The organism is Bacillus sp. FSL R5-0576 (assembly GCF_038004765.1).
In the GTDB taxonomy this organism is placed as follows: Bacteria; Bacillota; Bacilli; order Bacillales; family Bacillaceae; genus Bacillus; species Bacillus subtilis.
The window spans coordinates 3,685,596-3,709,335 of record NZ_JBBORU010000001.1 but is presented as its reverse complement, the minus strand read 5'-3'; the positions used below and the strand labels follow the sequence as shown (position 1 = coordinate 3,709,335).

Here is a 23,740-nt window from a genome sequence, read left to right as displayed (position 1 = left end):
TTTTTGAAATCGACATAAAGTCATAGCTTAACAGACTATAAGAGGGTTTACAAATAAGGATATGCAGCCAAACGGCCGGGAAGCCTGATCTGTCAATGGCTGAAAAGAATTGTAAAAAAGATGAACGCTTTTGAATCCGGTGTCGTCTCATAAGGCAGAAAAACAAAAAGGGGGGATCACGGTCATTGGATACACATGAAGAACAGCGGCTGATCCAGCAGGCGAAAGAGGGAAACGACGAGGCGTTTACAGCCCTTTTCCACTATCACTATTCTTTCTTATATAAATACTTGTTAAAGCTTTCCCTTCACCCCGATCTCAGCGAGGAACTTGTTCAGGAAACCTTTCTGAAAGGGTACATCCATTTAAGAAGCTTTCAGGGCCGTTCAAAATTCTCCACATGGCTGATCTCCATTGCATCGCGGCTCTATCTCGATCACCAGAAAAAGAGAAAGAGAGAATGGAAACGGAATCAGACAGTTACGGAGGAAACAATCCGCAAGATCAAGTGGGACGTGTCGGCGAAAGGGGCAGAGTGGAGCGAAACGCTCGATCTGTTTTCAAAGCTGGACCCTAAACTGCGCACACCGGTTTTATTAAGGCATTACTACGGCTATACCTACGCTGAAATCGGGGTGATGCTTCAAATCAAAGAAGGCACTGTAAAGTCCAGAGTTCATAAAGGGCTCCAGCAAATCAGAAAGGAGTGGGACGATGAATAAAGAAAAGCTTTCTGATCATTTAAAGTCAGAATGGAAAAAAATTGATCAAACAGCCAATCCCTCTATACCGAATCAAAAAGAACTGCTTCACCAGCTGTCACAAATGAAAGCTGAATACAGAAAAAAACTTCTTCAAGAGATCATTTTATTTGTATTCTGCGCGCTGATGGTTGTGAGTGCTGCAATCTTAGCTTTCACTCAAGCTCCTGCTGTGTTTATTGTGCTTCAGGTTTGTGTGCTTGCGGTGCTGCCGATTTTGATTGCGGCTGAGAAAAAAAGGCATCTCGGCGAATGCGAGGTGAAACGCGGATGACACAAACAGAAATTATCATAACGGTTGCGGCTTGTCTCATCGTATTGGCGCAGGGAATCTTTTTATTTATTGATGCGAAAAAACGTAATCGCATGGCATGGGTTTGGGGGATTGTCGGATTGATTCAAGCACCGATGCCTCTGATTTGTTATTACTTTTTTGTCATTAGGCCGGATCGGAAGAAAAGGGGGATCAAGCAATGAATATTTCTTGGGAAATGATTTTGCCGCTGATTGTATTACAGCTGGCTTTGGCGGTGTTTGCCCTTATCAGCTGTATAAAAGAAGAGCGGACGAACGGGCCAAAGTGGATGTGGGCTGCAATCATCGTATGTATCAATATTATCGGGCCGATTTTATTTTTCACCGTCGGCAGAAAGCAAAGGTAAGCCGATATGCTGTCTATTGAATCATTATGCAAATCGTACAGGCATCATGAAGCTGTAAAGAATATCAGTTTTCACGTGAATGAAAACGAGTGTGTCGCGCTATTAGGTCCCAATGGAGCCGGCAAAACCACGACTCTGCAAATGCTGGCCGGTCTGCTTTCGCCAACCTCCGGAAACATTAAGCTGTTAGGAGAAAAAAAGCCGGATCGGCGTTTGATTGGGTACCTCCCGCAGTATCCAGCTTTTTATTCCTGGATGACCGCAAATGAATTTTTGACATTTGCGGGGAGACTGTCCGGCCTTTCGAAGAGAAAATGCCAAGAGGAAATCGGCGAGATGCTGGAATTTGTGGGTTTGCACGAAGCGGCGCACAAAAAGATCGGGGGCTATTCAGGAGGCATGAAACAAAGACTCGGTCTGGCACAGGCACTGCTCCATAAACCGAAGTTTTTGATATTGGATGAACCGGTGTCTGCACTTGATCCGACAGGACGGTTCGAGGTGCTGGACATGATGCGGGAGCTGAAAAAGCATATGGCCGTTCTGTTTTCTACACATGTTTTGCACGATGCAGAGCAGGTGTGTGATCAAGTGGTGATTATGAAAAACGGTGAAATTTCATGGAAAGGCGAGTTACAGGAGCTGAAACAACAGCAGCAAACGAACGTTTTTACCCTTTCAGTGAAAGAGAAGCTGGAAGGTTGGCTTGAAGAGAAGCCTTACGTCTCAGCTATTGTCTATAAGAATCCGTCCCAAGCGGTTTTCGAGCTGCCTGATATACACGCTGGCCGGTCATTATTAAGTGACTGTATCCGAAAGGGATTGACCGTCACCCGCTTTGAACAGAAAACGGAGTCTCTAGAAGACGTCTATCTAAAGGTGGTGCACGCATGAAGGTGATGACGGCGCTATTGCAGAAGGAGTGGCTGGAAGGATGGAAAAGCGGCAAGCTGATTTGGCTGCCGATTGCGATGATGATCGTCGGGCTGACACAGCCGCTGACCATTTATTATATGCCGGAAATCATCGCACATGGAGGGAACCTTCCTGACGGCATGAAAATCAGTTTTACGATGCCCTCCGGGTCTGAAGTGATGGTCAGCACGCTTTCTCAATTCAACACGCTTGGCATGGCTCTGGTCATCTTTAGCGTGATGGGCAGTGTAGCCAATGAAAGAAATCAAGGGGTAACAGCGCTGATTATGTCGCGGCCTGTGACGGCAGCCCATTATATCGTGAGTAAATGGTTCATCCAAAGCGTGATCGGCATTATGTCGTTTGCAGCTGGATACGGGCTTGCTTACTATTACGTCCGGCTGCTGTTTGAGGACGCATCATTCAGCCGCTTTGCCGCAAGCCTTGGCCTTTACGCTCTTTGGGTGATATTTATTGTGACCGCCGGCCTTGCCGGAAGTACGATATTCCGGTCTGTCGGAGCAGCTGCGGCTTGCGGGATCGGGCTCACAGCAGCCGTTTCCTTTGCTGTTTCATTATTTCCAGATGGTGCGAAGTGGCTTCCGGCTGAGATTTGCAAGCAGGCGGAGCATATCCTTCTTCATGGAGAGCGGGCAGATTTTTTCGGATGGTCACTCACTTTCTCCATTCTGTGCATCATGCTTCTGGCCGTGTTTTCTGTGTGGCGCTTCCAGCGGTATGAAAGCTATTAATTGATCATGTTACGTTTTTGCGCGAGCATCACAAAAAAGGCGGCAAATGCCAGAAACCCGGCTCCATAAAAAACTCCCGCAAGCCCGACAAGTTGTGCGATTTTTCCGGCAAGAAGGGGCCCGAGGAAGATGCCTAGCGCATAAAATGATTGATAAAACCCCATCACTGACATTTTTAAACGGGCAGAACTGATTTCGACGACATGGCTTAGCAACAGAGGAAAAACGAAGCCGAGCGCCAGTCCGATACAGGCGTGTGTGATGCAAACCGTGAATAATGCAGCTGAAAAAGGAACATATAGCAAACAGACCCCGGTGACAGCGAAACTAATGAGCATCACGGAGTAAGCGATACGGCTTGTAAAGCGCAGAAACACAAAGCTTAATGTGGCGGCTGCGTGTGGGAGGAAAAAGGCGCTCATCACCCAAAGCAGCTCCGCGTCGCCCATTCCGAGCTGATTCATGTAAAGCGGCGTAAAACCAAACACTGTCATAAATAATACGGCATGGGCCGTCATAGACAGGATGGTGAAAAGCTTCAGCTTTGGCAGCCGCAATGTATCTTTGATGTACTGATTGACACGAATGTCACGGTTTGCGGGAGGAGCAGACGGATCCTTTATAAAGCAGCAGATCACCAGACCTGAGGCAGAAGCTGCCAGCGCTATCCAAAAAGGAACCTGCCTCCCTAAATGGGCTGCGGCGAGCCCGCAGAACACAATGCTGGCAAACTGAGGCATGACGGTAAAAAACTGCATGATGCCCATTGCTTTTGATGCATTGCCATTGTTGAAATAATGTGCGTATAAAATGGTCGCCATCACCCACATAGAAGCAGTGATTCCCGCGAACAGCCGGGCGGCCAGCACGAAGAAGAAAGAATCAAACATCAGAAAAAGCAGGCTGCTGAGGACAGAAAAGCCGAACCCGGCAATTAACAATTGCTTGCGCAAGGAAAACAGGATGTCTGACAAAAGGCCGAGCGGGAATCGCAGAAGGATTTGCGTGACCCCGTAGCTGCCGAGAATGATGCCGATTGACCCATATGAAAAGTGCAGATCCTCCAAATACAGACTGAATACAGGAACGTAAATATAGCCTGAAAACCAGAAACAAAATACCATGCATAAAAAAACGGCGTGATCTAAAGCACCGATTGTTTTTTTCTGAGGAATCAAGTCCTGCTGTAATTCCATCGTATCTCTCCACCCCTTTCCTTCCAGTACAACACAATTGTTGAAAGCGTTTCAATAGAAAAATAAAAAAACAGGGCTTCAAAAAAAGCCCTGTTCGCTGTTGTTAATACGGATCAGATGGATGGCTCTCCTGTTCAGCCTGCTTTGCAGCCTGTTCCGTTTCAGTTGTGCCGATCGGCCCGTTGCTGTTGTTTTCGGAAACCTTTTTTAGCCCTTCTGCTACGCGTTTTCCGTAGTCAGGATCAGCTTTTGTGAAATTCTCAATCATTTGATCCTGAATTTCTTTTCGGCACGTAGAAAGCGTATTCACCAAATTCGTAATCAGTTCGTTCCGCTCAAATTCAGTAAATCTCCGGTACGTTTCTCCAGCCTGTCCGAAGTTGTTTGTTCTGTCAATCGCTTCACGCTTTACATCACCTTCGACATGCGGCGTATGGTCTTTTCCGTCCTGCTTCGCTTCCTTCAGCCCGCCCATAATGGATGGCTCATAGTTGACGTGCGGGTTTTGTCCTTCTGCTCTATCGACCCGATATTGCATTTGCCCGCCTTCCTGGTTGGTGGCGACATGCTTTTTCGGCGAGTTGATCGGAAGCTGCAGGTAATTTGCGCCTACACGGTAGCGCTGCGTATCAGAATAAGCAAACGTACGCCCCTGGAGCAATTTGTCGTCTGAAAAATCAAGCCCGTCGACAAGCACTCCCGTTCCAAATGAAGCTTGCTCCACTTCCGCATGGTAGTTTTCCGGATTTTTGTTCAGAACCAATTTGCCGATCGGTTTCCATGGGAAATCGTCTTTATACCACAGTTTTGTCGGATCAAGAGGATCAAAGTCCAGTTCAGGATGCTCATCATCACTCATGATTTGAGCATACACTTCCCACTCTGGATAATCGCCATTTTCAATCGCGTCATATAAATCCTGTGTGGCATGGTTAAAGTTTTTCCCTTGAATCTCTTCTGCTTCCTTCTGTGTCAGGTTGCGGATGCCCTGCTTCGGTTCAAAATGGTATTTCACGAGAACGGCCTTGCCCTCCTCATTCACCCATTTATAGGCATGTACGCCTGAGCCCTGCATTTGCCGGTAGTTGGCCGGAATGCCCCAAGGCGAAAACAAGAAGGTGATCATGTGTGTCGCTTCAGGAGATTGAGAAATGAAATCGAAAATACGTTCACCATCCTGGATGTTGGTCACTGGATCAGGCTGAAATGCGTGTACAAGATCCGGAAATTTCAGCGGGTCGCGGATAAAAAAGATTTTCAGGTTGTTTCCGACCAAATCCCAGTTTCCGTCTTCTGTATATAGCTTTACAGCAAAACCGCGCGGGTCTCTCAATGTTTCAGGCGAGTGTTTTCCATGATTCACAGTTGAAAAACGGACAAATGCCGGTGTTTTCTTGCCTTTTTCCTGAAAGAGCTTGGCCCGTGTGTATGTTGAAATCGGTTCGTCTCCGAAGCTTCCGTACGCTTCAAAATATCCATGTGCACCTGCTCCCCTGGCATGAACAACCCGCTCTGGGATGCGTTCCCGGTCGAAGTGGCTGATCTTTTCGAGAAAATCATAGTTCTCAAGTGTTGTAGGCCCTCTATTCCCGACGGTTCTCACATTCTGGTTGTCAGTAACAGGATGCCCCTGCCTATTCGTTAAGGTATCCTCTGACTCGTTTTTCCCGGATGTCTTATGAGAAAACGCTTCCTCGCTCCCTTGGGCATTTGATTGGTGCTGCTTGTTTTGATGATCATCTTTCAATGGTTGGCCCTCCTTTTTTGAACGGTAACAATATTCCCTGAATGGAAAGATTTTAAAACAGCCGTTTTTTTTGATCTGCTTCGGGAATGGTACAATGTACAAAAATCGGTAAAAGGAGAGGTCGATTCGTGACGAGAGAAAAAAATCCGCTGCCCATCACGTTTTATCAAAAAACCGCTCTTGAGCTTGCCCCATCGCTTCTGGGCTGCCTTCTTGTAAAAGAAACAGACGAAGGCACAGCGTCAGGCTATATTGTGGAAACAGAGGCCTATATGGGGGCTGAAGACAGAGCGGCCCACAGCTTTAACAACCGCCGGACGAAGCGGACTGAGATCATGTTTGCAGAAGCTGGGCGGGTATATACATATGTGATGCACACCCATACATTGCTGAATGTCGTTGCCGCGGAAGAGGATGTTCCGCAAGCGGTATTAATCAGGGCAATTGAGCCGCATGAAGGCCAGCTGTTAATGGAGGAGAGAAGGCCGGGCAGGAGTCCGAGGGAATGGACAAACGGACCAGGAAAGCTGACGAAAGCGCTTGGCGTCACGATGAATGACTACGGACGCTGGATCACGGAACAGCCGCTTTACATCGAAAGCGGGTACACACCGGAAGCAATTTCAACCGGCCCGCGCATCGGCATTGACAACAGCGGGGAGGCACGCGATTATCCATGGCGTTTCTGGGTGACGGGAAACAGGTACGTGTCGCGTTAGCATGTTTAAGGAAGAGGCAATCAGGGGAATGGTTGAGAAAAAAGAAGGGAGAATCGGAGCTTTGAAAAAGATGATCAAAACCGTTATCAAATGGGCGCCGGTCATTTACCCGATTGTTCGAAAAATCATGAAGGACCGCAAGGCGTCTAAACAAAAGAATATGTCCGCATCTAGAACAGCCGGCTGACCCCGGCTGTTTTTTTATAGGTCAGTTTTCCCTCTAGTCCTCCGGATGCTCATTGACTTGCCATTCTCTCCATTATAGAATTTATATACATTTCGCATCCCTTCATCATCCTTTCTGCCTATTCACTGAATCCCTGCATCTACTAGATAGGAGGTTTTTCTCATGCTTCATGGGCGACTTCGTGATATTCTGCGCTTGCTGATGGCGGCTGAAGCCCCGGTGACAAGTTCGTTTTTTGCCGCGCAATTAAACGTAACGACGCGGACAGTCCGCAATGATATAAAGGAACTGCAAGGTGTGCTAAGCGGCCACGGTGCCTTTGTACAATCTGTAAGAGGCTCCGGCTACAAGCTCCGCATTGATGACGAGCAAGTATTCAGAACACTGCTGCAAGATGTATTTCAGCAAAAAAAGGGCCTGCCGGTATTGCCGGAGGAGAGAATGGCCTATCTTATGAAACGTCTGCTGCTGGCGGACCATTATCTCAAGCTCGATGAACTTGCTGAAGAACTATTTATCTCAAAATCTACACTCCAAACGGATTTAAAGGAAGTAAAGAAACGTCTGCTGCCTTACCGCATCGTCATGGAAACACGTCCGAATTACGGCTTCAAGCTGCGCGGGGACGAGGTGCAGATGAGGTACTGCATGGCGGAGTACATTGTTGATGAAAGAGAAACGGAGATAGATGTTTTAAATGAAAAGGCTGATATTTTGCCAAAAGAAGAAATTGAGATCATCCGTTCCGCCATCTTGAAAAAAATGAAAAACGACCGCATCCCTCTGTCCAACATGGGACTGAATAACCTCATTATCCATATCGCTATCGCCTGTAAACGGATCAGAACGGAAAACTATGTTTCTCTTTTCCCGAAAGATATGGATCATATCCTGCATCAAAAGGAGTACCAGGCTGCAGAAGCCATCGTAAAAGAGCTGGAATCAGCGCTTGCCGTTACGTTTCCGAAAGACGAGACGGCCTACATCACCATGCATCTCCTTGGCACAAAACGAATGACACAATCACAATGCGGAGAGGACACATTTTCAATAGAAGAGGAAACCGATCAGCTGACACTTGCCATGATCAAAGCTGTTGATCGTGAACTGAAGCTTGGCATCCTGCATGACAAAGAGCTGAAAATCGGCTTGGCCCTGCATATGAAGCCGGCGATCAGCCGCAACCGATACGGCATGAATCTTCGAAATCCGATGCTGGCAGCGATCAAGGAACATTATCCACTCGCTTTTGAAGCCGGGATCATTGCCGGAATCGTGATAAAGGAACAAACGGGTATTGAGATTCATGAAAACGAAATTGGATATTTGGCTCTCCACTTTGGCGCCGCGATTGAACGAAAAAAAACAGAAAGTCCGCCGAAACGCTGTATCATTGTATGCGCATCAGGTGCCGGAAGCGCCCAGCTTCTGCGCGAAAAACTGCGTTCCCATTTCGGCAAGCGGCTCGATATTCTTGGAACGGCTGAATATTATAGTCTTGATCAAATGTCCTACGAATCAATTGATTTTGTCATCAGCACCATTCCGATTAAAAAAGAGCTCCCTGTACCAGTACTGAAGGTTAACACCATCTTAGGCGGAACTGACTTTACAAAAATAGAATCTATTCTGAGTGATGAAAAGGAAAAAGCCAATCGCTACTTAAAAAATGAACTCGTTTTTTTTCAGGAGGATCTGCGCTCAAAAGAAGAAGTGATTCAATTTTTAGGGCAGAAAGCGGTCGAATGCGGCTTTGCCGATGAAGAAATCATAGATTCCATTTTTGAAAGAGAAGACATGTCGCCAACGTGTTTTGGCAATCTTGTTGCCATCCCGCACCCGCTTGTTCCGCAGACGAAAACAACGTTTTGGGCCGTTTGTACGCTCAAAAAACCGATCGATTGGGAGAGTCAGCGAGTTCAATTTGTCTGTCTGCTTTGTGTCGAAAAGGAGAACAAAGCGGATTTGCAAAGCATGTATAAACTGCTTGGCAGCATTTTGGATGACCCGGCGGCGGTGAACCAGCTGGTCAAATGCCGTTCGTATCAAGAGCTTTCGGATGTGTTTGACCAAAAAATGCTGAGCTGACAGCCTGTATATACCTTTTTTCCGTTGCCTGCGGAAAAACCCTGAGTGTTTATGAAAGCGATTTCATAATATGATGATAGCAACAGCAGGACATTACAAAATTGATCAAACTCTAGGGGGTCTTTTACATGAATATATTACTCGTTTGTGCAGCAGGCATGTCTACTAGCTTACTGGTGAGCAAGATGGAAAAAAGTGCGCAGGAACAGGGAAAAGACTATACCATTTGGGCAGTTTCAGGCGATTCTGTACAAAATCATATCGATAAAGCGGATGTATTGCTTCTCGGTCCGCAAGTCCGTTACATGCTTCCGCAGCTCAAAAAATTAGGAGAGTCAAAGGGGGTTCCGGTAGACGTCATTAATACCGTCCATTATGGCACGTGCAACGGGGCGGAAGTGCTGAAATCAGCTGAACAGCTTGGACATGTGTCATAGAGAGGGGCGGGCTATGTGAATAAAGTCAATCAGATCTTAGAAGAAAAGGTCATGCCTATAGCGGGAAGAATTGCGGGACAGCGTCATTTGCAGGCGCTGCGTGATGGTATCATCCTCACGATGCCCCTGATTATCATCGGTTCCTTTTTCCTCATCATTGGCAACCTCCCGATCCCGGGATATGCTGAGTTTATGGCAAAAACGTTTGGCAGCTCCTGGTCTGAAAAACTGGCCTACCCAGTCGACGCGACCTTTGAAATTATGGGTCTTGTCGCCGCGTTCGGCATCGCCTACCGGCTCGCCGAGAAATACGGCGTTGATGCCTTGTCGGCCGGAGCCATTTCCCTTGCGGCATTTTTATTAGCAACACCTTATCAAGTGCCGTTTATGCCGGATGGCGCGACGAAAGAAATCATGGTTGGCGGCGGGATTCCGCTTTCGCTCATGGGAAGCAAAGGCCTGTTTGTCGCTATGATTATCGCAATGGTGTCCACAGAGATTTACCGCCTCATTATCCAGCGCAATTTAGTCTTCAAAATGCCGGACGGTGTTCCGCCGGCGGTAAGCAAGTCATTTGTCGCGTTAATCCCCGGCTTTGCCGTCATCTTCCTGATTTGGGCAGCCCGGCTGATTGTTGAAGCGACACCGTTTGAAAGCCTTCATAATATTGTAAGCGTTTTATTGGGGACTCCGCTTTCCATTCTGGGAGGAAGCCTTGGAGGAAGCCTTGTCGCCGAAGCCGTCAAAATGCTTTTATGGGCCTGCGGCCTTCACGGTGCAAACATTGTCGGCGGCGTCATGGCACCGATTTGGTACGGCGCAATGGATGCCAACCGGATCGCATTCCAAGCCGGTGAGGAGCTTCCTAAGATTTTCACCCAGCAATTTTTCGATATCTGGGTCAATATCGGCGGAAGCGGCGCCACATTGGCACTGGTTGTCACGATGTTCCTGCGCGCCCGAAGCAAACAAATGAAGCAGCTCGGCAAGCTTGCGGTCGGCCCGGCCATCTTCAATATTAACGAACCGATTATATTCGGAATGCCGATCGTCATGAACCCAATGCTCTTACTTCCGTTTATCATCACCCCGCTTGTCACAGTGACACTCACGTACATCGGAATGAGCACCGGCCTTGTCGCCAAACCGGCGGGTATCGCAGTGCCGTGGACCATGCCGCCGATCTTTTCAGGCTATTTGGCGACTGGAGGAAAAGTCTCAGGCGCGGTCATGCAAGCCATTAATATTGCCGTGTCCTTTGTTGTCTACTATCCATTCTTCAGAATGTGGGATAAGCAGAAGCTGAAAGAAGAAAACGATCTGGAGCTGGTCAAAACGCCTGCAGCATCAGATGACAAAGAAGCGGCTCTGTAGAGAAAGGAAGTGAATCGCGTGAATGAGGAAATGGAACAAATCATTTTTCAAATCATCCTTCACGGAGGAAACGGTAGAAGCTCCGCAATGGAGGCCATTGCCGCTGCGAAAAGCGGCGACGCAGAAGAAGCGCGGAAAAAGCTTCAAGACGCTGCAGAAGAATTGTCAAAAGCCCATCATTATCAGACAGAGCTGATCCAAAATGAAGCGGGCGGAGAAAAGACGGAAATGACGCTTCTGATGGTTCATGCACAGGATCATTTAATGAATGCAATGACAGTGAAGGATATGGCTGCAGAGATCATTGAGTTATATGAAAAAATCACCGAGCAAAGGGGAGCAAGCATATGACAAAAGGATTGAAGATTGTAACGATTGGCGGAGGTTCAAGCTATACACCCGAGCTAGTGGAGGGGTTCATTAAACGGTATGATGAGCTGCCTGTCCGTGAATTATGGCTTGTCGATATCCCCGAGGGCGAAGAAAAGCTGAATATTGTCGGCACACTCGCCAAACGGATGGTTGAAAAAGCTGGCGTTCCGATTGACATTCATCTTACGCTCGACCGGAGAAAAGCGCTGAAAGACGCAGACTTTGTCACGACTCAATTCCGCGTCGGACTTTTGCAGGCAAGAGCAAAGGATGAGCGCATTCCGCTAAAATATGGTGTAATTGGCCAGGAAACAAACGGCCCGGGAGGCCTGTTTAAAGGATTGCGCACAATTCCGGTCATCCTTGAGATCGCAAAGGACATAGAAGAGCTTTGCCCGAACGCTTGGCTTGTTAACTTCACAAACCCTGCCGGCATGGTAACAGAAGCCTTGCTTCGCTACTCCAACCTGAAGAAAGTCGTCGGTCTCTGTAATGTTCCAATCGGCATCAAAATGGGCGTAGCCAAAGCGCTTGATGTAGATGTGGACCGCGTAGAAGTCCAATTCGCCGGACTGAACCATATGGTATTCGGGCTGGATGTTTTCTTGGACGGCGTAAGTGTGAAGGAGCAAGTCATCGAGGCGATGGGCGACCCGAAAAACGCGATGACGATGAAAAATATCTCAGGAGCCGAATGGGAACCGGATTTCTTAAAAGCGCTCAATGTTATCCCTTGCGGCTATCACCGTTACTATTTCAAAACAAAAGAGATGCTGGAGCACGAACTTGAAGCATCACAAACGGAGGGCACCCGCGCTGAAGTCGTACAGAAGGTCGAAAAAGAGCTGTTCGAGCTTTATAAAGATCCGAACCTTGCGATCAAACCGCCGCAGCTGGAAAAACGGGGCGGAGCTTACTACAGTGATGCAGCATGTAATCTAATCAGCTCGATTTACAATGATAAACACGACATTCAGCCGGTGAACACGATCAATAACGGTGCAATAGCGAGTATTCCAGACGATTCCGCAGTTGAAGTGAACTGTGTGATGACGAAAACCGGCCCTAAGCCAATTGCTGTCGGCGACTTGCCGGTGTCTGTCCGCGGCCTTGTCCAGCAAATCAAATCCTTTGAACGTGTCGCGGCAGAAGCGGCAGTTACAGGTGACTACCAAACTGCACTCCTTGCCATGACGATTAACCCGCTTGTCCCGTCCGATACTGTGGCCAAACAGATTTTAGACGAAATGCTGGAGGCGCACAAAGCGTATCTGCCGCAGTTTTTCAACAAAATTGAAGCGTAAAAAAAGCCGGCCTGTAATGGGCCGGCTTTTTTCTTACTTGCTTTCAGTCAGCGCTGCGACTTCGGTCGTCCATCCGAATTCGTCTGCGACAGCGCCTTTTTGAATGCCTGTAATCGTGTCATATAGTTTTTTTGCGATTTCCCCTGTTTCACCGTTGTTGATCGAAAGTGTTTCATCCTGCCAAATCAGCTCGCCGACTGGGGAAATAACAGCTGCTGTACCAGTTCCGAAGGCTTCTTCCAGGATGCCGTCTTTATGGGCTTGGATGACCTCATTGATCGCAATTTTTCGTTCTGATACTTGAAGGCCCCAATGCTTAAGCAAGGCGATGACTGAATTGCGCGTAATGCCTTCCAGGATGCTTCCGTTCAGCATCGGCGTTACGATTTCACCGTTGATTTTGAAGAAGATGTTCATGCTTCCGACTTCTTCGATGTATTTCTTCTCAATGCCGTCCAGCCAGAGCACTTGAGAAAAACCTTTCTCTTCGGCTACCTGCTGCGCTTTTAAGCTTGAAGCATAGTTTCCTGCGGTTTTGGCATTTCCTGTTCCGCCTTTTACCGCACGGACAAATTCACTTTCAACAGCGATTTTGACCGGCTTAATGCCTTCTTTGTAATAAGAGCCGACCGGAGAAAGAATGATCAAGAGCTTATACGTATGAGATGCCGCAACACCAAGGAAAGGCTCGGTTGCGATGATGAACGGACGGATGTAAAGGGACGTGCCCTCCGCATTTGGAATCCAGTCTTTATCAATTGCGACAAGCTGCTTTAAGCCTTCAAGAACCTGTTCTTCATCAATTTGCGGGATGCAGAGGCGGTCGTTTGATTGATTCAGGCGTTCCATATTTTTTTCCGGTCTGAAAAGCAGAACATGGTCATCCTCTGACACGTAAGCCTTTAACCCTTCAAACACGGTTTGGCCGTAGTGATAGACCATTGCGGCCGGATCCATTGATAAGGGTTGATAAGGAATGATTCTTGGATCGTACCAACCTTTATCTGCCGCATAGTCCATTACAAACATGTGGTCTGTAAACACTCTTCCGAACGAAAGCTGATTTGGGTCTGGTTTCGGTTTTTTTGTTGATGTCAATTCAACGCGAATCGTTTGTTTAGTCATGGTCAATCTCCCTGCTGTTAAATTGTTTATATTATCAAACTTATTTGAAAATAATTATATTCTATTGTATACCTTCAACAAATAATCGCAATAGGTTTGCTCAAATTTGTAAGAAATTCATATGAAAAAAGCAGGAGAAATTAATTCTCCTGCGTGTTCATATGCTCGAATAACCTGTCATAATCGGCGCGAGTGGCATCCCGAAGACCTTCAACACGTTCATTTGTAATCTCCTGTTTGCCTTCCTTCAAGCCGTCCAAGAAATATTGAACATATTCTTCAGATGAAATGCCCCGGTACGTCAGGCCTTGTTTATCGCGTGATTTTTGGTTTAAGCCCGTGTCCACCATAGGCGGTGCCATTTCAATCACTTCCACGCTCGTGTCGCGGAGCTGGTGTCTGAGCGTAAGCGAGAACGAGTGAAGTGCTGCTTTTGTTGCGCAGTACACCGGATAAACAGCTAACGGATTAAACGCAAGCCCGGATGTGACCTGAACGATTGCCGCCTCGGGCTGCTTCATCAAATGAGGTGTGAAAAGGGCGGATAAATGGACAGGCGCTTGGAAATTAAGTTCAATTTCATCACCGTCCACAAAAAGCTCCTCTGTCCCTTTTTTAAAGTCAATTTCCTTTTGAATGCCGGCGTTGTTGACGAGAACATTCAAGTTCGGATATTCCTTTAAAGCCCATTCATACAATGCTTCCCGCTGCGAACGGTCTGCAACATCACATTGCTTTGTATGGATGTTTGGGAGCTGCTGCTTCGCTTCTGCAAGACGCGCTTCGCTGCGTCCGCAAATGATAACTTCATTGCCGAGCTCCAGCAGGCGCTTGGCAAGTTCAAGCCCGATGCCAGCAGAACCCCCTGTGATTAAAACCGTATTATTTGTCATCTTCATGGATGTAACACCTCTTAATTAAGTTGGCTGTGATTCCTTTACTATTTCAAATCTTAGCAGGAAATATGCAGCCGCGTCCTATGAGATGCTCAGGATGAAGTGACTTTTCCGGTTTTATAAAATTCGTCAATTGCTTTATCGACATACACCCAGCCTTTCCAGCCGATGTGAATGGTGTCTTTCATGAAATACGGGTCATATTCATGCCCTGAGAAATCAGCAACCTGGAAGCCCTTCGCTCTGATTTGTTTATTTACCTTTTTGTAATAGTCAGTGCGTCCTTTTTTCGGGAAGCCCGTGTAATCGTACCATTTCCCGTTAACAGGAATGGTGACAAACATAGGCTCTGCGCCCGCATCCTTCAGGATATCGAGCATCATTTCAAAGTCGCCATATTCCGGTGACACCGCATACGATCTTCCTTTGTTTTTCCCTTTCAGCTTAGGCACTTTCGGCTTCAGCTTTTTATAGACAGGGTTGTCGATGTGAAAATCGTTAGAACCGGAGTGGCGTTTGCCCGATTGATCCGCTAGTTTATTCAATTCAGACCATGACTTATCCTTTACTGACTGCGAGATATAGCGCTTTGGCCCGGATGATTCTGTCGTTGAATAATACAGATCTTTCTTTTCCAGCATGCTGTAATACACTTTCGCCGCCGGCTTCAGCGCGTTCACTTTCCACGTCTGGCCGTTCACCATTGCTTTGTACAGCTCAGAAAGAATGGCATCGTTTTGCACAGCCTTAAAGCGCAGCATGCGTTTCATCATTTTCTTTTTAATTTCAGGGTCGATCTGATCGTTAAATGCCAAATCAAGCCCTTGCAGCGCAGAATAGTTCGGCGCGAAATGCTGTTCATCAGACCCGCGCTTAATAAACCATTGCGGAGACACGATGAATACGATTTTTTTGCCCTTCAGCTGATCCATATGGGCAGCGAAGTTTAAAGAATGAATCAATGACTGGGATCCGCCTTTGCCGACAAGGTATGGCGTGAATCCCTCATTGTTTACCTGAAAATAATTAGATGGGTGGAACTCGTCCAGCCGAGAAAGCTCAGAAGACCCGTAAATCGGAAGATATGTCGGATCTTTGAGCATCTGATCTTGTAAATATAGCCCTTGAAACATACTCGGATTCAAGGCTGTTGCTGACTCTTTCACACGCTTATCGGTGATGAAGCCTGTCAGCCATGAAGATGGAATTGCGATGGCGCCTGCGAATAGAATAAACGCCAAAATAATTGGACCGAAAAAACGCTTTTTCATTATTTCAACTCAGACAGCTGATTTACAATGTTGTTAGGTGTATTCCAAACGTCCCGGTCAAATTCAGTGATCGGCACTAAAATATCAAAACGGTTTTCAATCGCAAGCAGCAATTCTACTGTTCCAAAAGAATCAAGCAAACCTTCTTCAAAAATTTCAATATCAGGATTTTCCTTTACGATGTCATCCTGGCAAACCTCTGCTAAAACGTCTAATACCTCTTGTTTAAAATCCATAGCTTTCTAATCTCCTTTAATGGTGGTGATGAAATGGTTTTCCTGAGAAAATATAAAACCCGAAGCAAACGAAATGGAATGTGATCACAATAGCGAGAATGGTTGTCCAGCGGTTGGACGGCAGCCATTTATATTTCTTATTCCACTTCTCAAAAAAGTTGTAACATGTCATCAGCACGGCGTGATAAAGGCCGTAGATGATATATTGCGGCGCGAGCCCGTGCCAAACCCCCATCAGCATAAACAGCAGGAAATACCCGATGTTAGAGACGGCCATACGGTTTTTGATCCACTTTTTCTTAGTCATCCAAAATACGAATCTCATAAACACATAATCTCTGAACCAAAATGACAGAGACATATGCCAGCGATTCCAGAAATCTTTAATATTTTTACTGATAAATGGTTTATTAAAGTTTTCTGGTGATTTAATGCCCATAATGTAGCTGACCCCGACGGCAAACATCGTGTAGCCGGCGAAATCAAAGAATAAATACATGCTGTAGCCATACATGTACAGCAGGTTCCCAAGAATCTTATTGTGCGTGATTGCGGGAAGATTCATGATGAAGTACGTATTGATCGCGTAGCCGATAATAAATTTATACAGGAAACCGATGAAGATTTTATGGATTCCCGTATACAACAGGTCGGCGTATTCTTCTTTCGTCCAAGCCTTCTGTTCATCCTTGACGAACCGGCGGTATCTGTCGATCGGGCCGGAGGAAATCGTCGGGAAAAACAGGATGAAATACAGCAGGCGGTGCAATGGCAGCTGTTCTTTCAGCAGTCCGTCTCTTGCTTCCATAATCAGCTGAACGCCTTTAAAGGTTAAATATGAAATACCTAAAAAGCTGATCAGGTTATGCGGCGGATGATGCGGCTGCGGGTGTGAAAGAAACGGCCATATTTTTGACAGAAATAAAGGCAGAATAGACGCGATAACAGCTCCGCAAAAGACAAAGCCGCTGTTCGCTTTCTGCCGGTATGCCAGATAGCCGCTGATCAGGAGCACCTGCCATATTGTAAACAGGCACAGCGCGATGACCCCGTGTAAGTCGTGCGAAAAAATTAAAGCCAATATAATGATAGATATGAACATGTTGTATGCTTGAAATCTTTTTCCGTTTAAGCCGAGAATGATCGTCGGCAGAAGAAGAATGCCAAGCAGTATAAAGAATAAAAACGAGCTGTAAGGCGTCATACAAGAACCTCTTCGCCAATGCGTTTTCGGTCAATTTTGCCGTTAGCCGTCATTTGAATGTGATCCTGATAGATAAATTTTCTCGGGATCATATATGCCGGAAGAGAAGCGGCAAGCTCTTTTTTAATAGCGCTTGTCAGCTGGAATTCCTTCTCGAACTCATGCTCCTCAGGCACAATAGCAGCGATCAGGTACTCAACTGTTCCGTTTGGCTGATAAGGAATCACGACAGCAGAACGAACGTACTGTGACTGTCTGACATGGAACTCGATTTCCTCCAGCTCCATTCGATAGCCGTGAAGTTTAATCTGAAAATCCAAACGTCCTTGGCAGAAAATCTGACCGTCTTGAATAAAGCCGGCATCGCCAGTTCGGTATGCCCACTGGCCTTCATGAGAGAAAAACGCTTTTTCCGTCAGCTCTGGCTCACCAAGGTAGCCTCGGCTTACACTCGGCCCTGCAATGACGATTTCTCCTTTTTCTCCCTCAGGAAGCGGCTGTCCCTCTTCATCCATAATAAAAATGTTCATATCTGGTTTGGCGAAGCCCACTGGAAGCGATTCGCTGCGGCTGATGACGTCATCCGTAATTTCAACCGATGTGACAGCCACTGTCGCTTCAGTCGGGCCGTACGTATTAAAAATCTTCGCTTTCGGAAAACGCTCAAGCAGCGCTTTTGCCACAGAAACCGGAAGAACCTCTCCGCAAAACATAAATGTGTCCGCATGAGGCAGCAGATCCTGTGAAAAACCCGGATCCATCAGGCACATTTGAACAAAGGAAGGTGTTGATGTCCACACATTCAGCCCGGACTTCTTCAGCTCTTCAAATAAGACTTTCGGCTTGTTCACAGCATCCTTTGTCACGCAATGTAAAGTCCCGCCTGATTGAAGGCACGGATATAGGTCCATGACAGACAAATCAAATGAGAACGGTGCTTGGTTTAAAAATATTTTTCCTCCGCTGACTGGAAAGTCTGAACAAATCCAGTCTGTGAAGCTTTGAAGGTTCGCAGCGGAAATCTGCACGCCTTTCGGATTTCCTGTGCTCCCGGAAGTGTAAATGATATAAAACGTCTCGTGTTCTTTGACCCATTGATCTTGGCTGACAGAGCCGCCTTCGTTTTCCAGCAGTTCTTCCGCAGAAACTGTCTGAATCTGCTGGCCGACTGCATCAATTGAGAGTCCTGCTGCATGGATCAGCAATTCTGCTCCAGAGCTTTCGATAATTTTCGCAATCCGTTCGGACGGAATAGACAGGTCAACCGGAATATAAGGATGTCCCGCTTTGACACTTCCCAAGAAGGAAACAAGCATGTGCGGCTCCATGTGGCCGTACACAAGGATAGGAGATTTCTTTTCCCCAGAAATGCGTTTTTGGATCGCGGCAGCCGCGCGGTCAGACTGCTCCCATAATTCCTGATACGTGAGCGACTGGCCTTGAGAGCGGAAGGCATCGGTTTGCGGATAAGTTTCCGCATGTGTTTGAATAGCATGTAAAAGTTTCATAGTTATTCTCTCTCCAATTAGAAATCGTTATAAATATATGAACCGGTATTCGCGGTGTGAAAACCATACATAAAAAACAAAACAAGCAGTATCATCAAATAAAAGCCTGTATGACATGTCCACTTGACAGCGGGTTTTTCATACAGCTGTTTCATTAATTGCAGCATATCAAAAATTCCCTTCCCGTTTTTTCGACAATCACATGAGTATTTGACGATCAGATGCTCAAAAAGTTTCATTTTTTCCCTAATCTCCCTCAAATTAATATATCGGCGTATGTTTTTGAAAATGAATCTTTATACCTGCAAGGGCAAGAATGGAATGTTTCGAGCTGATTCATAATAAAGGAAAAGATACCTGGAGTCAAAAGATCTTTTTAACTTTTAAAAAGTGTAATGTACTTAAAAAAATTTTTCTGTACCTGTTCGTTCAAGTGAAAGCAGAAACCTAATGAAATCGGGGCGGAAGCGTATAATAAGAAAGAAAACGCCTTCTTGCGGTATCTTGTGAAATAAGGGAGAAGTCATTATGATAGATAAGGAAGCAAAAGGAGTTTTTTATTAAGCTGCCGGCTGAAAAAAAGTAAGCCTTTTAATAGAAAGGAAGAGGAAGATGAACCAAACAAATAAGGGTGAGGGTCAGACAGCGCCGCAAAAAGAAAGCATGGGGCAGATCCTTTGGCAGTTAACTCGTCCTCATACGTTAACCGCATCGTTTGTGCCTGTGCTGCTCGGAACCGTTTTGGCGATGTTTTATGTGAAGGTTGATCTGCTGCTGTTTTTGGCTATGCTGTTTTCTTGCCTATGGATCCAGATCGCGACGAACTTATTTAATGAATATTATGATTTTAAACGCGGATTAGATACAGCAGAATCAGTCGGAATCGGAGGGGCCATTGTACGCCACGGAATGAAGCCTAAAACGATTTTGCAATTAGCTCTGGCCTCATACGGGATTGCCATTTTGCTCGGTGTCTATATTTGTGCAAGCAGCAGCTGGTGGCTTGCGCTGATCGGCCTTGTCGGCATGGCGATCGGCTACCTGTATACAGGCGGGCCGCTGCCGATTGCGTACACGCCGTTCGGTGAATTATTCTCAGGCATTTGCATGGGTTCGGTGTTTGTGCTGATTTCGTTTTTCATTCAGACAGATAAGATCAATATGCTGAGCATTTTGATTTCCATCCCGATTGCGATTCTTGTCGGCGCGATTAACCTGTCGAACAACATTCGTGATATTGAAGAGGACAAAAAAGGCGGACGCAAAACATTGGCGATTTTGATGGGGCATAAGGGAGCTGTTACTCTGTTAGCTGCGTCGTTTGCCGTCGCTTATATCTGGGTTGTCGGCTTGGTTATTACCGGTGCCGCAAGCCCATGGCTGTTTGTCGTCTTTTTGAGCGTGCCTAAGCCGGTTCAGGCAGTGAAGGGCTTCGTCCAAAAAGAAATGCCGATGAATATGATTGTCGCAATGAAATCAACAGCCCAAACAAATACATTTTTCGGATTCCTGCTCTCGATCGGATTATTGATCAGCTACTTCCGATAATAAAAAAGACCGCTCGTTTCGTGCGGTCTTTTTTTTGTTACAATCGACCGCATTTTGTAAAAAAATTCATAGAACCTTGCAGCAGACAGGGACGTCTAGTACATGGACAGCGGATAAAGTTCCGTTAAAGGAGATGACGAACATGGATTTATCTGTAACACATATGGACGATTTAAAAACAGTAATGGAAGATTGGAAAAATGAATTATTAGTTTATAAATTTGCGTTAGATGCGCTCGATACAAAGTTTTCAATTATCAGCCAGGAATATAACCTCATTCACGGACACAACCCGATTGAACATACAAAATCCCGTGTCAAAAGCTTTGAAAGCATCGTGAATAAGTTAATGAGAAAGGGCTGTGAGATTACGACGAAGGAAATGAAGGAGCATATTCACGACATTGCCGGTGTACGCATCATCTGTTCCTTTATTTCTGACATTTATAATGTCGTGAATGTGTTGAAGCAGCATGAAGATTTGAGAATCGTAAAGGTAAAGGATTATATCCAGACACCCAAACCGAATGGCTATCGAAGCCTGCATTTAATCATTGAGATGCCTGTGAATTTAACGAACCGTGTGGAATACGTCAAAGCAGAAATTCAAATCCGGACAATCGCGATGGATTTCTGGGCGAGCCTTGAACATAAAATTTATTATAAATTGAACAATGACGTTCCTAAGCAATTAACAGATGAGCTGAAGGAAGCCGCGGAGATTGCCCATTACCTAGATGAGAAAATGCTGGGGATTAAGAAAGAAGTGGATTGATAACAAAAGCGAAGCCTGACAGGGTTTCGCTTTTTTGCTTTGCTTGCTAGTACATTTTATACCAGTATAAACTCACTTCTGTTTCCATGATTGAACCTGCTTTATCATGCATGGGAAAGGAGGTAAACATGAACCATTCCATTTCATTATCGAGAGGTTTGATTTTTCTTATAGCGGTGACTAGCGGGTTTACGGTAGCTAATGTCTATATCAATCAAACATTGCTTGTCAGCATGGCAGGCACGTTTCATGTGACGCCGGCACAAGCTGGGATGATTGCTACATTGGCGCAGATTGGCTATGCGGCGGGGAACCTTCTGCTTGTTCCATTGGGAGATCTTTTTGAACGCCGCCGCTTAATTGTGAGCCTGCTATTCTTAGTGGGGGTTTGTTCGGCCGCTTCAGCGTTAGCTGTAAGCTTTCCATGGCTAGTCATCACAAATTTATTATTGGGATTCTTCACGATTATTCCTCAAATCCTTGTGCCGTTTGCGGCAGGTTTAGCAAATGACAGGAACAGAGGAAAAGTACTCGGAAACGTAGCCATCGGCTTGGTTTGCGGAATTTTAGGGGCGAGAGTGGTCAGCGGGGCGATAGATGCCCATTATGGCTGGCGCTTAATGTATTGGATTGCCTGTGCAGCAGCCGTCATCATTATGTTGATCATTCACTTCTGCTTTCCGAAAAGCAAAGGGACACATGCATTTCATTACGGAAAACTCATTTCTTCATTATTTCCGCTTTTGATCAAGGAGAAAGTGTTAAGAAAAGCATGTGTAAACCAAGGCTTCATGTTCGGCGCCTTCAGTTTATTTTGGACGACGTTAGTGTTTATGGTGAGTGAACCTCCATTTTCGTTTGGCAGCCAGAATGCCGGAACAATCGGTTTGGTGGGAATTGGCGGGGCTTTTGCAACTCCGCTGATCGGCCGGATTATTGATCAAAAAGGAGCTGCTTTTTCCAACAAGCTTTGTATGTCTTTTACCTTATTGTCATTTGTTTTATTAATGGCAGGCCAGACTTCATTGATTGTGATTGTATTGGGCGCTTTATTCATCACCATGGGCATTCAGGCGAATCAGGTGGCGTGTCAGGCGGAGATTTTCAAATTGTCGGCTGAAATGAGAAGCAGATTGAATGGCATCTTTATGGTCAGCACGTTTTTAGGCGGCGCCTTGGGATCGTATGCAGGGGGTGCGGTCTGGATGCTGTTTCATTGGAACGGTGTTTGTATTATGGGGATGATCATGGTCGGTATTGCCTTCAGTTCAAGGATTACCATAAATCGCACTACTAAAAAAGCGATATTGGAAGGGAGATAGAAGCTGGTGCGAACAAGTGAACGTTATAAAAAAGGGTTAGATATTCTGAAACAAATTGATGAGGAGAACTATGAAGCGATCGTGGACAATTTTAAACATTCCATCGCTCCGGACCTTGGTGTGCTTGCCGTGGAGTTTAACTACGGTCAGATTTTTTCAAGACCGGGTCTTGATCTGAAATCCAGATTATTAGCAACCGTTGCTGGATTGACTGCATTGGGCAATACCCAGCAGCTAAAATTCTATATTAACGGAGCCCTGAATGTCGGATGGACACAAGAAGAACTCATAGAAGTCATGATGCAGATGATTATTTACTCAGGTTTTCCGAATGCACTGAATACCATTCTTCCTGTGGCCGCTGAAGTATTTGCAGAACGAAACAAATAATATAAAAACCTTCTCCTTTTTATGTAGAATACTAATAGGAAATTCTATGCAGAAGGAGAGTGTGTATGTGGACAGTATGGCAGAAAAACGGAAAGAGCTAGGGGAGTTTTTAAAACTTAAAAGGGCACAGCTTTCTCCGCAAGAGTTTGGATTGCCTATGGGCACCAGAAGGAAAACAACAGGCTTGAGAAGAGAGGAATTAGCCCAGCTGTCCGGTATAGGTGTCACATGGTACACATGGCTGGAGCAGGGAAGGGATATTCGGGTATCGACACAGGTACTGGAAAGCATATCGAGAGTGCTCAAATTGAATTATGAGGAAAAGCGTCATGTCTTTCTGTTGGCTGGCCATCATGTTCCTTTAGATGATCAGGATGAAGATAATAAGTGCCTTCCTCTAGCTGTGCAGCACTTTATTGATCATTTAACCAATTGCCCTGTTTATGTGACTGACGAAAAGTGGGACGTTATTGCTTGGAACACAGCAGCTTGTGCTGTGTTCGGCAATTTTGGCCAAATGGGCAGTAAGGAAAGGAACGCCATATGGCGATGTTTCACCTCGAAGGAGTATCGGGATCTGCTTGACGACTGGGAAAGCCACGCCAAAAAACTTATCGCACAGTTTCGATCGACAGCCAGCCGGTTTCTTGGGGAAGCATGGATAAAAGAGCTGATCGATGAGTTAACTGAAAGAAGCCCCGAATTTAAAAAATGGTGGAACCACCACGAAGTATTAGGCACACACGCAGGAGAAAAAGTACTTCATCACCCGGCAGCCGGAAAAATGGTGATGGAGCATATGACATTACAAATATATGACTCTCCTGATTTGAAACTGACCATTTACCGGCCGTTAGAAAAAGAAAATACAGTTGATAAACTGAAAGCTTTACTTATAGACGGCTAAACAGCTGATCATTATAAAAAAAAGACGGCACCCAAGTGCCGTCT

The 23,740-nt window shown here is 45.9% G+C and carries 28 protein-coding genes; 19 read left to right on the top strand and 9 right to left on the bottom strand.

Annotated features, from left to right (window positions below; genetic code table 11):
* The first annotated feature begins 185 nt into the window (after positions 1 to 185).
* The 6 genes from sigY to NX903_RS19010 are packed head-to-tail and all read left to right on the top strand — an operon-like array spanning position 186 to position 3,090.
* Positions 186 to 722, top strand: a complete 537-nt coding sequence (gene sigY / locus NX903_RS19035) for an RNA polymerase sigma factor SigY (RefSeq protein ID WP_015250905.1) — start codon at positions 186 to 188, stop codon at positions 720 to 722.
* Positions 715 to 1,035, top strand: a complete 321-nt coding sequence (locus NX903_RS19030) for a YxlC family protein (RefSeq protein WP_003227289.1) — start codon at positions 715 to 717, stop codon at positions 1,033 to 1,035. The genes sigY and NX903_RS19030 overlap by 8 nt, the downstream gene beginning before the upstream one ends.
* On the top strand, positions 1,032 to 1,238 hold the full coding sequence (gene yxlD, locus NX903_RS19025; RefSeq protein ID WP_003227291.1) for a sigma Y negative regulator YxlD: 207 nt from the start codon (positions 1,032 to 1,034) through the stop codon (positions 1,236 to 1,238). The genes NX903_RS19030 and yxlD overlap by 4 nt, the downstream gene beginning before the upstream one ends.
* Positions 1,235 to 1,423, top strand: coding sequence for a sigma Y negative regulator YxlE (yxlE, locus tag NX903_RS19020; protein ID WP_003227293.1), 189 nt, complete (start codon positions 1,235 to 1,237; stop codon positions 1,421 to 1,423). The genes yxlD and yxlE overlap by 4 nt, the downstream gene beginning before the upstream one ends.
* 6 nt (positions 1,424 to 1,429) lie before the next feature.
* A complete protein-coding gene (locus NX903_RS19015) occupies positions 1,430 to 2,317 on the top strand; it encodes an ABC transporter ATP-binding protein (protein ID WP_024573403.1) in 888 nt (295 codons plus the stop codon).
* Entirely contained in the window at positions 2,314 to 3,090 is a 777-nt protein-coding gene (locus NX903_RS19010) for an ABC transporter permease (protein WP_086344481.1), read from the top strand. Before NX903_RS19015 ends, NX903_RS19010 begins: the two co-directional genes overlap by 4 nt.
* On the opposite strand, the gene NX903_RS19005 is transcribed toward NX903_RS19010, so the two are convergent.
* Together NX903_RS19005 and katX are read right to left on the bottom strand one after the other, a co-directional pair.
* Positions 3,087 to 4,286, bottom strand: a complete 1,200-nt coding sequence (locus NX903_RS19005) for an MFS transporter (protein WP_086344480.1) — start codon at positions 4,284 to 4,286, stop codon at positions 3,087 to 3,089. The genes NX903_RS19010 and NX903_RS19005 overlap by 4 nt on opposite strands.
* Positions 4,287 to 4,389: 103 nt before the next feature.
* Positions 4,390 to 6,033, bottom strand: a complete 1,644-nt coding sequence (gene katX, locus NX903_RS19000) for a catalase KatX (RefSeq protein ID WP_003243042.1) — start codon at positions 6,031 to 6,033, stop codon at positions 4,390 to 4,392.
* A gap of 128 nt (positions 6,034 to 6,161) precedes the next feature.
* Between katX and NX903_RS18995 the strand changes: the two genes are divergently transcribed.
* From NX903_RS18995 to licH, 7 genes are all read left to right on the top strand, one after another.
* Positions 6,162 to 6,752 (top strand): DNA-3-methyladenine glycosylase, encoded by a 591-nt coding sequence (locus NX903_RS18995; protein WP_086344479.1) that lies wholly within the window; start codon positions 6,162 to 6,164, stop codon positions 6,750 to 6,752.
* A 28-nt stretch (positions 6,753 to 6,780) separates the two neighbouring features.
* Positions 6,781 to 6,939: a hypothetical protein gene (locus tag NX903_RS18990; RefSeq protein WP_009968374.1), complete on the top strand. Its 159-nt coding sequence runs from the start codon at positions 6,781 to 6,783 to the stop codon at positions 6,937 to 6,939.
* Between the two features lie 162 nt (positions 6,940 to 7,101).
* Entirely contained in the window at positions 7,102 to 9,027 is a 1,926-nt protein-coding gene (gene licR, locus NX903_RS18985; RefSeq protein WP_086344478.1) for a transcriptional regulator LicR, read from the top strand.
* A gap of 128 nt (positions 9,028 to 9,155) precedes the next feature.
* Positions 9,156 to 9,464: a PTS lichenan transporter subunit IIB gene (gene licB, locus NX903_RS18980; protein ID WP_003218755.1), complete on the top strand. Its 309-nt coding sequence runs from the start codon at positions 9,156 to 9,158 to the stop codon at positions 9,462 to 9,464.
* Positions 9,465 to 9,479: 15 nt separating this feature from the next.
* Complete coding sequence (gene licC / locus NX903_RS18975; RefSeq protein ID WP_014481302.1) at positions 9,480 to 10,838, top strand: PTS lichenan transporter subunit IIC; 1,359 nt, start codon at positions 9,480 to 9,482, stop codon at positions 10,836 to 10,838.
* 18 nt (positions 10,839 to 10,856) lie between these two features.
* The gene (licA, locus tag NX903_RS18970) at positions 10,857 to 11,189 is read left to right on the top strand and encodes a PTS lichenan transporter subunit IIA (RefSeq protein WP_003227313.1); all 333 of its coding nucleotides are present in this window, start codon (positions 10,857 to 10,859) and stop codon (positions 11,187 to 11,189) included.
* A complete protein-coding gene (gene licH / locus NX903_RS18965; RefSeq protein WP_003244285.1) occupies positions 11,186 to 12,514 on the top strand; it encodes a 6-phospho-beta-glucosidase LicH in 1,329 nt (442 codons plus the stop codon). The genes licA and licH overlap by 4 nt, the downstream gene beginning before the upstream one ends.
* Positions 12,515 to 12,547: 33 nt before the next feature.
* On the opposite strand, the gene NX903_RS18960 is transcribed toward licH, so the two are convergent.
* From NX903_RS18960 to NX903_RS18930, 7 genes are all read right to left on the bottom strand, one after another.
* Positions 12,548 to 13,639 carry a branched-chain amino acid aminotransferase gene (locus tag NX903_RS18960; RefSeq protein WP_063334871.1) on the bottom strand — a complete coding sequence of 364 codons (1,092 nt, stop codon included), beginning with the start codon at positions 13,637 to 13,639 and terminating at the stop codon, positions 12,548 to 12,550.
* A 140-nt stretch (positions 13,640 to 13,779) separates the two neighbouring features.
* Positions 13,780 to 14,538, bottom strand: coding sequence for an SDR family oxidoreductase (locus NX903_RS18955; protein WP_086344477.1), 759 nt, complete (start codon positions 14,536 to 14,538; stop codon positions 13,780 to 13,782).
* Positions 14,539 to 14,627: 89 nt separating this feature from the next.
* Complete coding sequence (gene dltD / locus NX903_RS18950; RefSeq protein ID WP_003227323.1) at positions 14,628 to 15,806, bottom strand: D-alanyl-lipoteichoic acid biosynthesis protein DltD; 1,179 nt, start codon at positions 15,804 to 15,806, stop codon at positions 14,628 to 14,630.
* Positions 15,806 to 16,042, bottom strand: a complete 237-nt coding sequence (dltC, locus tag NX903_RS18945; RefSeq protein ID WP_003227325.1) for a D-alanine--poly(phosphoribitol) ligase subunit DltC — start codon at positions 16,040 to 16,042, stop codon at positions 15,806 to 15,808. Before dltC ends, dltD begins: the two co-directional genes overlap by 1 nt.
* Before the next feature lie 16 nt (positions 16,043 to 16,058).
* Positions 16,059 to 17,246, bottom strand: a complete 1,188-nt coding sequence (dltB, locus tag NX903_RS18940) for a D-alanyl-lipoteichoic acid biosynthesis protein DltB (RefSeq protein WP_003227327.1) — start codon at positions 17,244 to 17,246, stop codon at positions 16,059 to 16,061.
* Positions 17,243 to 18,754 carry a D-alanine--poly(phosphoribitol) ligase subunit DltA gene (dltA, locus tag NX903_RS18935; RefSeq protein WP_086344476.1) on the bottom strand — a complete coding sequence of 504 codons (1,512 nt, stop codon included), beginning with the start codon at positions 18,752 to 18,754 and terminating at the stop codon, positions 17,243 to 17,245. The genes dltB and dltA overlap by 4 nt, the downstream gene beginning before the upstream one ends.
* A 17-nt stretch (positions 18,755 to 18,771) precedes the next feature.
* Positions 18,772 to 18,921, bottom strand: a complete 150-nt coding sequence (locus tag NX903_RS18930) for a teichoic acid D-Ala incorporation-associated protein DltX (protein WP_003227330.1) — start codon at positions 18,919 to 18,921, stop codon at positions 18,772 to 18,774.
* A gap of 149 nt (positions 18,922 to 19,070) precedes the next feature.
* On the opposite strand from NX903_RS18930, the gene NX903_RS18925 reads away from it, so the two are divergent.
* The 6 genes from NX903_RS18925 to NX903_RS18900 all read left to right on the top strand — a co-directional run bounded on the left by NX903_RS18925 (position 19,071) and on the right by NX903_RS18900 (position 23,696).
* Positions 19,071 to 19,205 (top strand): hypothetical protein, encoded by a 135-nt coding sequence (locus NX903_RS18925; protein WP_003227332.1) that lies wholly within the window; start codon positions 19,071 to 19,073, stop codon positions 19,203 to 19,205.
* A gap of 161 nt (positions 19,206 to 19,366) precedes the next feature.
* Entirely contained in the window at positions 19,367 to 20,302 is a 936-nt protein-coding gene (locus NX903_RS18920) for a 1,4-dihydroxy-2-naphthoate polyprenyltransferase (RefSeq protein ID WP_086344475.1), read from the top strand.
* 142 nt (positions 20,303 to 20,444) lie between these two features.
* Positions 20,445 to 21,077: a GTP pyrophosphokinase YwaC gene (gene ywaC, locus NX903_RS18915; protein WP_003244564.1), complete on the top strand. Its 633-nt coding sequence runs from the start codon at positions 20,445 to 20,447 to the stop codon at positions 21,075 to 21,077.
* Between the two features lie 128 nt (positions 21,078 to 21,205).
* Positions 21,206 to 22,399: an MFS transporter gene (locus tag NX903_RS18910; protein WP_076457420.1), complete on the top strand. Its 1,194-nt coding sequence runs from the start codon at positions 21,206 to 21,208 to the stop codon at positions 22,397 to 22,399.
* 6 nt (positions 22,400 to 22,405) lie between these two features.
* On the top strand, positions 22,406 to 22,789 hold the full coding sequence (locus NX903_RS18905) for a carboxymuconolactone decarboxylase family protein (protein ID WP_019712843.1): 384 nt from the start codon (positions 22,406 to 22,408) through the stop codon (positions 22,787 to 22,789).
* Positions 22,790 to 22,856: 67 nt separating this feature from the next.
* On the top strand, positions 22,857 to 23,696 hold the full coding sequence (locus NX903_RS18900; RefSeq protein ID WP_128738378.1) for a helix-turn-helix transcriptional regulator: 840 nt from the start codon (positions 22,857 to 22,859) through the stop codon (positions 23,694 to 23,696).
* The last annotated feature ends 44 nt before the right edge of the window (positions 23,697 to 23,740 follow it).